The sequence below is a fragment of the Mycolicibacter sinensis genome (assembly GCF_001667945.1).
Taxonomy (GTDB): Bacteria; Actinomycetota; Actinomycetes; order Mycobacteriales; family Mycobacteriaceae; genus Mycobacterium; species Mycobacterium sinense_B.
The window spans coordinates 26,401-39,188 of the sequence record NZ_LZJK01000102.1 but is presented as its reverse complement, the minus strand read 5'-3'; the positions used below and the strand labels follow the sequence as shown (position 1 = coordinate 39,188).

9 protein-coding genes and 2 pseudogenes are annotated in these 12,788 nt (G+C 69.5%); 3 read left to right on the top strand and 8 right to left on the bottom strand.

The annotated features are described in order from the left end of the window. Positions 1 to 134: 134 nt before the first annotated feature. The 3 genes and pseudogenes from A5694_RS25295 to A5694_RS14085 form a co-directional block, all read right to left on the bottom strand. A pseudogene (locus tag A5694_RS25295) lies at positions 135 to 1,281 on the bottom strand (PPE family protein); the annotation flags it as partial. Positions 1,282 to 1,290: 9 nt separating this feature from the next. Next, positions 1,291 to 1,590 carry a PE family protein gene (locus A5694_RS14090; RefSeq protein ID WP_064922448.1) on the bottom strand — a complete coding sequence of 100 codons (300 nt, stop codon included), beginning with the start codon at positions 1,588 to 1,590 and terminating at the stop codon, positions 1,291 to 1,293. 263 nt (positions 1,591 to 1,853) lie between these two features. Then, the gene (locus A5694_RS14085; protein WP_064922447.1) at positions 1,854 to 2,987 is read right to left on the bottom strand and encodes a PPE family protein; all 1,134 of its coding nucleotides are present in this window, start codon (positions 2,985 to 2,987) and stop codon (positions 1,854 to 1,856) included. Positions 2,988 to 3,514: 527 nt separating this feature from the next. On the opposite strand from A5694_RS14085, the pseudogene A5694_RS22645 reads away from it, so the two are divergent. Further along, positions 3,515 to 3,855: pseudogene (locus A5694_RS22645) on the top strand (LLM class flavin-dependent oxidoreductase); the annotation flags it as partial. On the opposite strand, the gene dapC reads toward A5694_RS22645, so the two are convergent. After that, the gene (gene dapC / locus A5694_RS14080) at positions 3,852 to 4,958 is read right to left on the bottom strand and encodes a succinyldiaminopimelate transaminase (protein WP_064922455.1); all 1,107 of its coding nucleotides are present in this window, start codon (positions 4,956 to 4,958) and stop codon (positions 3,852 to 3,854) included. The pseudogene A5694_RS22645 and the gene dapC sit on opposite strands and share 4 nt — an antisense overlap. Before the next feature lie 153 nt (positions 4,959 to 5,111). On the opposite strand from dapC, the gene A5694_RS14075 reads away from it, so the two are divergent. Further along, positions 5,112 to 5,657, top strand: coding sequence for a PadR family transcriptional regulator (locus tag A5694_RS14075; RefSeq protein ID WP_064922454.1), 546 nt, complete (start codon positions 5,112 to 5,114; stop codon positions 5,655 to 5,657). Further along, positions 5,654 to 7,684, top strand: a complete 2,031-nt coding sequence (locus A5694_RS14070) for an NADPH-dependent 2,4-dienoyl-CoA reductase (protein WP_064922446.1) — start codon at positions 5,654 to 5,656, stop codon at positions 7,682 to 7,684. The genes A5694_RS14075 and A5694_RS14070 overlap by 4 nt, the downstream gene beginning before the upstream one ends. Before the next feature lie 5 nt (positions 7,685 to 7,689). Here A5694_RS14070 and A5694_RS14065 read toward each other — a convergent pair whose 3' ends face one another. From A5694_RS14065 to A5694_RS14050, 4 genes are all read right to left on the bottom strand, one after another. Next, positions 7,690 to 10,284: a bifunctional FO biosynthesis protein CofGH gene (locus tag A5694_RS14065; protein ID WP_064922445.1), complete on the bottom strand. Its 2,595-nt coding sequence runs from the start codon at positions 10,282 to 10,284 to the stop codon at positions 7,690 to 7,692. Positions 10,285 to 10,351: 67 nt separating this feature from the next. Continuing rightward, positions 10,352 to 10,720, bottom strand: a complete 369-nt coding sequence (locus tag A5694_RS14060; RefSeq protein ID WP_234786408.1) for a hypothetical protein — start codon at positions 10,718 to 10,720, stop codon at positions 10,352 to 10,354. A gap of 212 nt (positions 10,721 to 10,932) precedes the next feature. Further along, positions 10,933 to 11,850 carry an N-acetyl-1-D-myo-inositol-2-amino-2-deoxy-alpha-D-glucopyranoside deacetylase gene (gene mshB, locus A5694_RS14055; RefSeq protein ID WP_064922443.1) on the bottom strand — a complete coding sequence of 306 codons (918 nt, stop codon included), beginning with the start codon at positions 11,848 to 11,850 and terminating at the stop codon, positions 10,933 to 10,935. Between the two features lie 22 nt (positions 11,851 to 11,872). Further along, a complete protein-coding gene (locus tag A5694_RS14050) occupies positions 11,873 to 12,763 on the bottom strand; it encodes a hypothetical protein (protein ID WP_082952669.1) in 891 nt (296 codons plus the stop codon). Positions 12,764 to 12,788: the final 25 nt, after the last annotated feature.

The window sequence follows — 12,788 nt, the reverse complement described above, 5'->3', positions numbered from 1 at the left end:
TCGTGTGCGGTGGTGGCCTGTGGGTCACCCAGGCCGAACACGATGCGATCGCGCGGATTCTGACCGGTGGCTGCGGGCGTCGGCAACGCCGTGGCGGCCGGGCGCCTGTCGGTGCCGGCCAGCTGGGCGGCGGCCGGCCCGGCGGCGGGGCCGGTCGCGCCGATACCGGTCAGCACCGTCTCGGCCATCAGCCCGCATGTCGAAGGGTCCGGAAATCTGATGGGCGGGATGCCGCTGGCCGGTGCCGGCGCCGGAGGACGGGGATCCGGCCCCCGCTACGGCTTTGCGCCCAAGGTCATGGCACGCCCGTTCTCCGCCGGCTGACCGGCTAAGGCTCGGCCGGTGACGCCCCGCAGCCACCGGCGCGGCGCCGCCGAGCTGGGCGCCCAAGCCGGCCGCCGGCAGCGCCGCCGGAACGGCCCCGGCGGCCGCCTTGGCGCCATCACCGGCAGCCTTCGCCGCGGCAGTAGCCGGCGCCAGCGCCTTCGACAAGGCGACCCCACTGTTGACGGCGCCGGTGGAGAAGTGCGCGATCGCGATGCTGCTCTGCGTCGGCGCGACATAGGACGTCCAGGGGGCCAGCAGGTTAGCGATCGGACTGCCGGGGGTGTACTTCAGACCCACCATCGTGTAGAGGTCGCTGAGCATGCTGTCCAGCGGCGACGTCGACGAGTCCGCTGCCGACGACGCCGGCGATGCCAGGCTCGCCAGCGCCGATTGGACGGCGGAGACCAGTTGCGCGGACGGCGATTCGTTTGCGGTCATCGGGTCGGGCGTGCTGAACGGGGCCACCTGCGAGGCGGACGCCGACTGGCCGGCATACCCGTACATGGCGGCGCTATCGCGTGCCCACATCTCTCCGTAGTCGGCCTCGGTCACCGCGATCGCCGGCGTGTTCTGGCCCAACACGTTCGTGGACACCAGGGACGACAATCGACTGCGATTGGCATCGACGTCGGCCGGGTGCACGGTGGCGGCCAGCGCGGTCTCGTAGGCGGTGGCGGCCCGCCGGGCCCGGGTTGCGGCCTGCTCGGCCCGCGCGGCGGTGGCGTTCATCCATTCCACATACGGCGCAACGGCCTGTGCCATCGACGCCGACGCCGGTCCGAGCCAATCCTCGCCGGTCAGGCCGGTGACGATCTGCTCATAGCCGGTGGCGGCCGAGTTCAGCTCGGCGGCCAGCTTGCTCCACGCCGTGGCAGCGGCGACCAGCGGCGAGGAGCCGGCACCGGAATACATGCGCGCGGAGTTGACCTCCGGCGGCAACGACCCGAAATCCATTGCCGCGCGCTAACTCGCCACGGCGGCGTTGACCGCTTCGGTCACCGCATACGAGTCGGAGCTCAGTGCCAAGGTTCGTACGAACGCCTCGTGGATCGCGGCGGCCTGTGCGCTGACCTCTTGATAGGCCTGGGCATGAGCGGCGAACAACGCTGCGGTCAACGCCGATACCTCGTCGGCCGCGGCCGGCGGCAGCACCGTGGTCGGGCCTGCCGCAGCCGCGTTCTGCGCGGCCACCACCGAGCCGATACCGCGCAAGCCACTGGCAGCGACCGCCAATGCTTCAGGTTGTGTGTTGACGAACGACATCCTTGTGCTCCTAATTGCTTTCAGCGCCATCGCACTTCACCGGATCTGTTACCTGGCAGACTAAGCGGATTCGTGGCTACCGTCGCCTACCGGAGCTGCCGACGCGACGCTCCGCTCCCGCGCCACGCCCCGTTAAGCGAAAGTCCACGCAGCCACCCTGACCAGTGCAAACACCCCGGAAGGGTGGCGCAATCCGCATCATGCAAACAGCGCAACCGAGAAAGAATCCCAACGCGGGTAATGTCTTTGGCGCAATCAGCTAGCTAGCCACCGGCCGGGTGGTGCGGTAACACGTTGTACCGGAACCCGTATCGGTTGACGTAGCCTTCGCTGCGCCGAGGAACACCGGCGCTCATCGGCATCCCGCGCAGCAGGCCCTTGGGTTGGTTCTCGACAGCAGTGGACGCCGGAACCGGCTGCGGCGCGATGGTCTCCGGACCTGGCGCGGGCGCCGCGCCGGCCCAGCTAGCGGGCACCGACAACTTGCCGACGGTTCCGGCTCGACCCAAGCCGGCCGACGGCGCGCCGCCGGGCCCGGCCGCGCCGACCGCCGCCGGAAGCGCCGGGACGACCGGTGCAGCCACCGCCGGCGCCGGGGACGGCGCTGGCGGCACAACCCCTTTCGAGATGCCGAGGATGTTGGCCGGGGTGGAGGCGAGACGCTGCACAATCTGTTCGCTGGTGGTGAAGTTCTTCAGAATCTGCGGCAGGTTTGCCTTGAGCTCGTCCCATGTCGCCGAATGCGACGGCGACACCGACAGCCTCTCCAGCACGTCGCGGATCGTGGCGACCAGATCCGTCCAGGCCCGCTGCTGGGCCGCCGACCCGACGGCCCGCGTTACCGCTGTCTGCTGACGGTCTTCGCCGCCCGCCGCGGTGGTCACCGGCGGTGTGTCGAACGGGGCGACCATCGACGCGATGCGAGAGGCTCCGGCATACCCGTACATCACCGCGGCGTCTTGTGCCCACATCTCGGCGTACTGCGCTTCGGTGGCCGCGATCGCAGAGGTGTTCTGCCCCAGCCAATTTGTGGCGACGAGAAGACTCAGCAGGCTGCGATTCGCAGCCACCTCCGCCGGCGGAACGGTGGCGGCGTAGGCCAGCTCGTAGGCGCCGACCACGGCTCGGGCGTAGTCGCCCGCCTGCTCGGCAAGGGTGGCTGTCGCACTCATCCACGACACGTAGGGACCGACGGCGGTCAGCATCGCCATCGCCGACGGACCCCACCACGAGGCATCGGCGATCTCGGAGACCAGCGACTGGTAAACCTCCGCCGCCGAATGCAATTCCTCGGCAAGAGCCCCCCAGGCGGATGCGGCGCCCAGCAACGGTGCCGACCCGGCACCGGAATACATCCGCGCCGAATTGATCTCAGGCGGCAACGCTCCGAAATCCATCACCACAAACCCCTCGCGCCTGTCGCCGGACCGAAACCCCGCCGCGCTCGAGAACTCTGTGTCGCCGTCTGCGGCGGTCGGTTTGTGCTGACGCTAATACGATCGGCGCACCCCGACAGCCGCCAGCGGTGCACCTGGCCCGAACGCCCGCCGGCGCCGCCGCACAGCGGCGAGTGGCCCTCCCCGCCGCCGAACGGGCCCACCCCACAGCTATCACCTGCGCGAATCCGCCGACACGGCGGCGCTCCGGTTCCCGGGGAGCACTCCCCGGCGGAGCAGTTGGCGCCGCCAGCCGGAAGATAGAATCTCGCGGTGCGGTAAACCCGGGCCACATATCCGGTAGGTCGCCGAATCGATTCCATTCACGGCAATTCAAACCATTGTCAGTTTCGGGACCTCAACCATAACCTCGTCTTCGACTGTGCCGCAGTGTTGCTGGCGCGTTCATGCCGGCGAACACGTAGAGGATGCCCGTTGAACCAGACCTTGACGCCCATCGCGGCGCCGCGATCAGCCTGGGCAGCAATGCCGTCGCCGAGGAATTGCTGAGCGAGCTGTCGCCGGAACGGATCGCCAAATCCACTGCACTGCATGCCCGTTCCGAGGGGCAGCGACGGATGACGGCGCTGCACGGCGGCCGGACCGACAGACTGGAGATCTACCCGAACCTGTGGGCGGGTGTCGGCCTGGTCTGGGGCTGCGCAGGAACCGCGCTGGTGGGCAGCCACCAGGAAGTCGCGAATCTGATCTGGGAGTACTACTCGCTGGGATTCGACGAGTTCATCCTGTCGGGTACCCGCATCTGGAGGAGGCCTACTGGTTCGCCGAGGGGGTACTACCGATTCTGCACCGCAAAGCCGTGGCTTAGCGAGCCGACTGCAGCCGGTCGGCCGCCGCGGCGATCCGCTCGTCGGTGGCGGTCAACGCCACCCGGACGTGCTCGGCGCCGGCTGGGCCGTAGAACTCCCCCGGCGCCACCAGGATTCCGCGCTCGGCCAGCCAGCCGACGGTGCGCCGACACGCCTCGCCGCGGGTGGCCCACAGATACAGCCCGCCGTGCGAGTGGTCGATGCGGAAGCCGGCCGCGCGCATCGCCGGCAGCAGCACCTCACGGCGGCGGGCATAGCGGTCGCGCTGTTCACGCTCGTGTGCGTCGTCGTCGAGGGCGGCGACCATCGCCGCCTGCACCGGGGTCGGCACCATCATCCCGGCGTGTTTGCGCACCGCGAGCAGTTCGGCCACCACGGCTTCGTCGCCGGCGACGAAACCGGCCCGATACCCGGCCAGTGAGGAGGTCTTGGACAGTGAGTGCACGGCCAGCAGGCCGCGGTGGTCGCCGTCGCAGACCTGCGGGTGCAGCACCGAACGCGGTTCGGCGTCCCAACCGAGCCCCAGGTAGCACTCGTCGGAGACCAGCAGCACCCGGTTCTGGCGGGCCCAGCCGACCAGGGCACGGAGCTCGTCGGCTCTCAAGATGGCCCCGGTGGGATTACTGGGTGAGTTCAGATACACCAGGGCCGGCGGCGCACCGCCGAGGCGGTCCGGGGCGTCACTGCGCACCCACACCGCCCCGGCCAGCCGGGCGCCCACCTCGTAGGTCGGGTAGGCCAGTTCCGGAACGACGACCATGTCGTCGCCGCCGAGACCCAGCAGGGTCGGCAGCCAGGCGATGAGCTCCTTGGTGCCGATCACCGGCAGTACCGCCGACTCGGCGACTCCGGTGATCCCGTAGCGGCGGTCAAGTGCGGCGATCGCCGACGCCCGCAGCTGAGCAGTGCCGGCGGTGGTCGGATATCCCGGCGCCGACGAAGCCGCCGCCAAGGCCGCTCGGATGACCGGCGCCACGGGATCGACGGGGGTGCCCACCGACAGGTCGACGATGCCGTCGGGATGCGCCTTGGCCCGCGCCGTCACCTCGGCCAACGTATCCCACGGGAAGGTCGGCAGCGCGGCTGATCTGCCGCCGTGCACGGGGCTCACGGGGCGACGGCGGAACGCGGCGGATTCATCGGTTCCTGATAGTAACCGCGCCGGCACCGCCGCTGGCACGACCCACCTGCCTATGCGCCCAGTTGCAGTGCAACAAGTTGCATAGGGCCGGGCGCCGTGCTTATGCTCGCGCCCGTGGCGCTTCCCCACGCGATCCTGGTGTCGCTGAGCGAGCAGGCCGGCTCCGGCTATGAGCTGGCCCACCGATTCGACCGCTCGATCGGCTACTTCTGGAGCGCCACCCACCAGCAGATCTACCGCACGCTGCGCACCATGGAGGCCGAGGGCTGGGTGCGCGCCACCGAGGTGAGCCAGCATGGCCGTCCCGACAAGAAGGTCTACACCGTCGCCGACGCGGGCCGGGCCGAGTTGGCCCGCTGGCTCGCTGCACCGCTCGCCGGTCGCGGGAGCTCAGTGGTGGACAACCGTCTCCGCGAGCTGGCGGTCAAGGTCCGCGGCGCCTGCTACGGCGACGCCGCCGCGGTCCGCGAGCAGGCGGTCACCTTGCGCGCCGAGCGCGCCACGCGGCTGGACGTCTACCGAGCCCTGGAAAAGAAGCAATTCCCGGACCCCGGCTCGCTGACCGGGTCCGCCCTGCACCAGTACCTGGTGCTGCGCGGCGGAATTCAGGCGGAGCAAAGCGCAATCGACTGGCTCGATGAAGTCCAGGAGGCACTGTGACACCTCCCTACCCGATTCTGTTGTCCCCGTTGGACCTCGGGTTCACCACCTTGAACAACCGGGTGGTGATGGGTTCGATGCACACCGGCCTGGAGGACCGCGCTTCCGACATCGGCAAACTGGCCGCCTACTTCGCCGAGCGGGCTCGCGGCGGCGTCGGTTTGATCATCACCGGCGGCTATGCACCGAACCGGACGGGTTGGCTGCTGCCATTCGCCTCGGCGATGATCACCGCCGCCGACGCACGCCGCCACCGGCGCGTCACCGACGCGGTGCACGAGGCGGGCGGCAAGATCCTGCTGCAGATCCTGCACGCGGGACGCTATGCCTACCATCCGTTTTCGGTCAGCGCATCGGCGATCAAAGCGCCGATCAACCCGTTCCGGCCACGTGCGCTGTCGCTGCGGGGCGTCGAATCGACCATCTCCGACTTCGCCCGGGCGGCCGAGCTGGCCCGTGCAGCCGGGTACGACGGCGTCGAGATCATGGGCAGCGAAGGATATCTGCTGAACCAGTTCCTGGCGCCGCGCACCAACAACCGCACCGACCGTTACGGCGGCACCGCGGCCAACCGGCGCAGGTTCCCGGTGCAGATTGTGGCCCGCACCCGCGCGGCGGCGGGACCGGATTTCATCATCTGCTACCGGCTGTCGATGGCCGACTACGTCGAGGGGGGCCAGCGCTGGGATGAGATCCTCGCGCTGGCCACCGAAGTCGAAGCGGCCGGGGCCACCCTGATCAACTCCGGCTTCGGCTGGCATGAGGCGCGGGTGCCGACCATCGTGACGTCGGTGCCCAGCGGCGCCTTCGTCGACATCTCCCACGCGGTCGCCGACCACGTCAGCATCCCGGTGGTGGCCTCCAACCGGATCAACATGCCGCAGGCGGGCGAGCAGATCCTCGCCGAGACCTCGGTCCAGCTGATCTCGATGGCCCGCCCGATGCTGGCCGACCCGGACTGGGTGCGCAAGGCCGCTGCCGACCGGGCCGACGAGATCAACACCTGCATCGCCTGCAACCAGGCCTGTTTGGACCATGCCTTCGTGCACAAGAAGGTCTCGTGTCTGGTCAATCCCCGGGCCGGCCACGAGACCACGCTGGTGCTCAGCCCGACCCGGCGCCGTCGGCGCATCGCGGTGGTGGGCGCCGGGCCAGCGGGGTTGTCGGCGGCGGTGACGGCCGCCGAGCGCGGCCACCAGGTGACACTGTTCGAGGCGAACGAGTTCATCGGCGGCCAATTCGACCTGGCCAAGCGGATTCCGGGCAAAGAGGAGTTCGCCGGGACGATTCGCTACTACACCACCATGCTGGACAAGTATGCGGTGACGGTGCGGCTGAGCTGCCGCGCACACATCGACGAATTGACCGGCTTCGACGAGGTGATCCTGGCCACCGGCGTCAAGCCCCGGATCCCGCAGATCCCCGGCATCGAGCATCCGATGGTGTTGACCTACGCCGAGGCCATCACCGGTCGGCCGGTCGGAGCGTCGGTGGCGGTGATCGGCGCCGGCGGAATCGGCTTCGACGTCAGCGAATTCCTGGTCGTGGAGAACCCGGAGTCCTCACCGACGCGCAACCTCAAGGAGTGGAAGACCGAGTGGGGCGCCGCCAACCCCTGGGACGCCCCCGGGGCACTGCTGCCGCCGGATCCGGCGCCGGCGGCGCGACAGGTCTACCTGTTGGCCCGCACCGCGGGAGCCCAAGGCCGCAAGCTGGGCAAGACCAGCGGCTGGGTGCACCGGGCATCGCTGAAAGCCAAAGGCGTCCAACAGCTCTCGGGGGTGAACTATGAGCGGATCGACGACGACGGGCTGCACATCAGCTACGGCCCGAAGAAGGCGCGCCGCCAGGTGCTGGCCGTGCACAACGTGGTGATCTGCGCCGGGCAGGAGTCGGTGCGCGACCTCGAGGACGGACTGCGTCAACGCGGCGTGCACCCGCACGTGATCGGCGGGGCGGCGCTGGCGGCCGAGCTGGACGCCAAGCGGGCCATCAAGCAGGGCACCGAGCTGGCGGCGCGGCTGTAGGCCCCTCAGTGCGCTAGCTGGGGGTCCCCCGCTTGCGGGGACGTGCCCCCGTCGCGCGCAGGAATGGGCGCGTAGTCGGTGGTGCGCTGCCGAGCCGGGCGGCCGATGCCCTCGGCGATCGCAACCAACTCGGCGATGGTCTTGGCCGACCCGTGCTCGGAGCCGGCCATCCGGGAGATGGTCTCCTCCATCAAGGTGCCGCCCAGATCGTTGGCCCCACCGTTGAGCATCACCTGGGTGCGTTCCACACCCAACTTGACCCAGCTGGTCTGGATGTTGGGGATGCGGCCGTGCAGCATGATCCGCGCCAGCGCGTGCACCGCACGGTTGTCCCGGTGGCTCGGCCCGGGCCGCGCCCCACCGGCCAGATACAGCGGGGAACTCTGGTGCACGAACGGCAGCGGGACGAATTCGGTGAAACCGCCGGTGCGGTCCTGGATGTCGCGCAGCACCCGGAAGTGGCCGATCCAGTGCCGCGGCGAATCGATGTGGCCGTACATCATCGTCGAGCTGGACCGCAGTCCGACCTCATGCGCGGTGGTGATCACCTCGACCCACATCGAGGTCGGCAGCTTGCCCTTGGTCAGCACCCAGCGGATCTCGTCGTCGAGGATCTCCGCGGCAGTGCCCGGGATGCTGCCCAGGCCGGCCTCGCGCAGGCTGATCAGCCACTCGCGAATACTCAAGCCGCTCTTGGACACCCCGTTGGTGATCTCCATCGGGCTGAACGCATGCACGTGCATCGACGGCACCCGTGCTTTGACCGCGCGCACCAGATCGGCATAACCGGTGACCGGCAGCTCGGGGTCGATCCCGCCCTGCATGCAGACCTCGGTGGCGCCGGCCAGGTGCGCTTCGTAGGCGCGTTCCCCGACCTCTGCGTTGGACAGCGAAAAGGCGTCGGCATCACCTTTGCGTTGGGCGAATGCACAGAACCGGCAGCCGACGTAGCAGACGTTGGTGAAGTTGATGTTGCGGTTGACCACATAGGTCACGTCATCGCCGACGGCGTCGCGGCGCAGTGAATCCGCCAGTGCGGCAACGGCGTCCAGGGCCGGACCGTCCGCGGTGGCCAGGGCCAGATATTCGGCGTCGGTGCAGCCGGCCGGGTCGCGTTCCGCCGAGCGCAGCGCGGCCAGCACATCGGTGTCGACACGTTCCGGCGCCCTTGCCGCCAGGTCGTGAATCTGTTCGCGGATCGACTCCCAGTCCCCGAAGGCACTACCGAGATCGCTGCGGGTCTCGGTCGCCCGCCCGTCGACGTCGATCGCGGTGTGCAGGTCCACCCGGCCGGTGGACTGCACGTCATCGGGTTCCTGCCACGCCAGCCCGACCGGGTTGACGTCGCGCGCCCACCCGGTGTCCGGGTCGGCCAGCGCCGCGACGTGCGGGCGCACCCGGGGGTCGATCCACGCCGCACCGGCCTGCACGTAATCGGGTTGAGCGGTGAGCCGCTGCACCAGGTCATAGCCGGCGCGCTGCGTGATCGCGGCCAGGTCGTCTAACGCCGGCCAGGGCCGCTCCGGATTGACATGGTCCGGGGTCAGCGGCGACACCCCGCCCCAGTCGTCGACCCCGGCGCCGATCAATGCCAGACATTCGTCGGCCGACACCAGGTTGGGCGGCGCCTGCACCCGCATCTTGGGGCCCAGCACCAGCCGGGTCGCGGCTACCGTGGCCAGGAAATCCTCGAAGCCGGCGTCGGGCGTCGAGGCCATCGCAGTGTGCTCCTTGGCCCGGAAGTTCTGCACGATCACTTCCTGGATGTGCCCGAACTCCTTGTGCACCTTGCGGATCGCGTGCACGGTGTCGGCACGTTCCGCCAGGGTCTCACCGATGCCGACCAGCAGGCCCGTGGTGAACGGGATCGAGAGCCGGCCCGCGTCGGCCAGCGTGCGCAGCCGCACCGCCGGGTCTTTGTCGGGGCTGCCGTAGTGCGCCATGCCCTTGGTCTCGAACAGCCGCCGCGACGTGGTCTCCAGCATCATGCCCATCGACGGCGCCACCGGCTTGAGCCGCGACATCTCCGACCAGCTCATCACGCCGGGGTTCAGATGCGGCAGCAGACCGGTCTCCTCCAGCACCCGGATGGCCATCGCACGTACATAGGCCAGCGTGCTGTCGTAGCCGCGCTCGTCGAGCCACTGCCGCGCTTCGGGCCACCGCTCCTCGGGCCGGTCGCCCAGGGTGAACAGCGCCTCCTTGCATCCCAATTCGGAGCCGCGGCGGGCGATCTCGAGGATTTCGTCGGGCCCCAGGTACATCTGCTTGCCTTGTGCTCGCAGCACCCCCGGCACCGTGACGAAGGTGCAGTAATGGCAGGTGTCGCGGCACAAGTGGGTGACCGGGATGAACACCTTGCGCGAGTAACTGACCGGCAGCCGGCCACCCGGCCCGCGCCGGCCGCCGGACATCAGGCCGGCGTCTCGCACCCGCGCGGCGCTGGCACACAGGTCAGCCAGGTCGGTACCGCGCGCACTCATCGCGATGGCGGTTTCCTCGACGTTGAGCAGGACGCCGTCGCGGGCCCGCCGCAGGACACGTCGCAGCGCCGACGGGTGCGTCATCCGCGCTCCGCCCGCATCCGGAATCTCGCGCATGCCATACGCGCCACAGTAGCCGCCGCGCCAACCGCCCCGACGAGCGCAGGTCGCGTCGGCCCGGTCCTCAGGGTTCGCCGGCCGGCCGGCGCGCGGTCAGCGCCTGGCGGCGCCGCCACAGCAGCCACCCGGGCGGTGCACTGCCCAGCACGATCATCAACAACACGCCGTAGGCCATCACACCGCGGTCGGCGAAGATCAGGTCGTCACCGGGGCCGCCGAACGTCATCAGCGCGATCGTCAGCAGCCAGGCCCACAGCGGCAGTGCGGCCAACCGCAGCGACGACGTGCAGCGCAGCGCGACCCACACCAGTCCGGTGTTGACCAGGCCCCCGACCAGGGCGCTGAGCGGGAACGGGACGGCGCCGATGTGCGCGGGTAGCAGCAGGGCGGTCGACACTGCACAGAGGACGCCGTCGACGGCCAGCAGAGCCAGTACCGGGTAGTTGACGGGCGGACCCGGCGTATCGGTATTCCTCGCGGGCTCGGTGAGCGGCGCGACGGGGCTCAAGTGGGGATGCTGTCCAGCTGGCTGACCATCGAACCGACCATCCACTGGAAGCTGTCCAGCCACCACTGCCAGTGCTCCAAGTTCGGGTCCAGATCGGGATCCATGCCTATGCCCTTTACCTCTACGTGGGAGATGGTTCAGCTGGAGCTTACCCCGTGCCCGGCGGCGCCGAGCTCAAGTCCGGCCAGCAGGTCGGTTTCCCAGCCCCGCCCATCCCGCGGACCGGCGCTGCCGGCGGCCAGCACGTAGTGTTCGGCGTCCACGATCGGCTGAGCCACGTTGTTGGACAACGCAAACGCCCGGCCGGTGGGCCCGACGGTGACCTGGGTGGCGTGCGCCGCCATGGCCGCCACCTTGGCCGGGCGCGATGCGGCAGCCTCGACGACGGCGTCGATCCGGTCGTCGGGAAATTCCCCGGCGGGGTCTGGCTCCCCGGGCAGCGTCCAGTGCGGCAAGCAGTCGCTGTCCCGCAGGGCCCGCCGGGCCGCCCGCGATGCACTGGCGGCGGTCACCGTCCAATAGAACTTCGGCGTGGCCCAGGCCGGGCCGGATCCGGCGGTGTCGTCTGCTGCGGCTGCGACGGCCGCGGTGGTGATGTGGTGGGCGTGCACATGGTCGGGATGGCCGTATCCGCCGCTGGGGTCGTAACTCACCACCACGTGCGGACGCACCCGCCGGATGACGGCGGCCAGCGTCGCGACCGTCTCGGCGTCGTCGGCGTCGATGAACCGCTGCTGTCGCCGGGCCGGGGTGCCGTCCATGCCGGAATCCCGCCAGCGTCCGGCGCCGCCGAGGAATTGCGGCGGGCCGACGCCCAGTTCGCGCAGCGCGGCGGCGAGTTCGCCAATCCGGTAACCGCCGAGCTGGTCGGCGTGATCCACCGCCAGCTGTGCCCAGCGGTCCCCGATGACCTCGCCCTCCTCGCCGAGAGTGCAGGTGACGACGTGCACCTCGGCGCCACGGGCGGCGTAGTGGGCAATCGTTGCCCCGGTGGTCAGCGTCTCGTCGTCGGGATGGGCGTGCACGAACAACAGCCGGGGGGTCAGTTCTGACACCGGCCGAACCCTACCGTGCAGATCAGAAGAGGCCGGCGAACAGGCTTGCCCAGTCGATGTTGCCCAACAGCAGCCAGAGGTTGTCGGCCTGGATGGCGTTGACGATCTCGTTGAAATCGTCCGGGCTGAACTGCAGCAGGGTGCTCCAGTCGGCCTCGGCGAGGCCCGGGTCCATGTTGCCGAGCAGGGCGCTGTGGGGGTCGTAGTCGATACCGAACAGGCTGTTGAACGCGGCTTCGTTGTGCGCCAGCACCGTGTTGTTGAGGGTGAAGATCCAGTTCACGGCGTCACTGACTTCGGGGTTGTCACCGAACAGCTTTTCCGCGGCAGCCTCCTGGGCGGCGACCAGCGAGTTGTTCAGTTCTTGTTCGATTGCCACCACGCCGGCGTTGAACGTCTGCTGCAGCGCCGGCAGGCCGGTCATCAGCGCCCAGATGGCGGTGGAGGTGGTGGCCACCGCGCTGTTGACAGCCTGTTCGCTTCCGCCGACCGCACCACCGACCGACGGGGTCACGGCACCGAGGTCGACCACGGGCACGGCGCCCAGCACGGTCTGCGGATCCAGTCCCCCGCCTGCGCTGAGGATGGCGCTCAACTCATGCTCGAGGTCACCGGTGTTGAACTCCGAGCCGGTACCGAGGTCATCCTCGCCGCGGCTGTAGAGCACATCGCCCAGGTTGATCTGCTGTGGGTCGAAGTCGGCGCCGCTGACGCTACTGGGGCCGTAGTGGTTCTCGGCCACATCGATCCCCGCGCCCGGATCCACGTGCCCGGTGGGCAGTCCGGCCAGGGCGAAGTCGCGAATCTGCACGTCAGGCAGGGACGGGGTCGTCGGAGTCAGCACGGCGACCAACCCGCCGACGGCCAGGGCCGCAGCCGCTACGGTCGCGCACCGGTAAGCGAGGTGTTCCATCAACCATCCTCTCCAGGTGTCCGGC

Bases quoted from the DNA above. Each gene is read 5' to 3' on its own strand.
- A5694_RS14090 (WP_064922448.1), bottom strand. From the start codon at position 1,590: ATGTCGTTCGTCAACACACAACCTGAAGCATTGGCGGTCGCTGCCAGT.
- A5694_RS14085 (WP_064922447.1), bottom strand. From the start codon at position 2,987: ATGGATTTCGGAGCGTTGCCGCCTGAGATCAATTCGGCGCGGATGTAT.
- A5694_RS14065 (WP_064922445.1), bottom strand. From the start codon at position 10,284: ATGCGCGAGATTCCGGATGCGGGCGGAGCGCGGATGACGCACCCGTCG.
- A5694_RS14050 (WP_082952669.1), bottom strand. From the start codon at position 12,763: ATGGAACACCTCGCTTACCGGTGCGCGACCGTAGCGGCTGCGGCCCTG.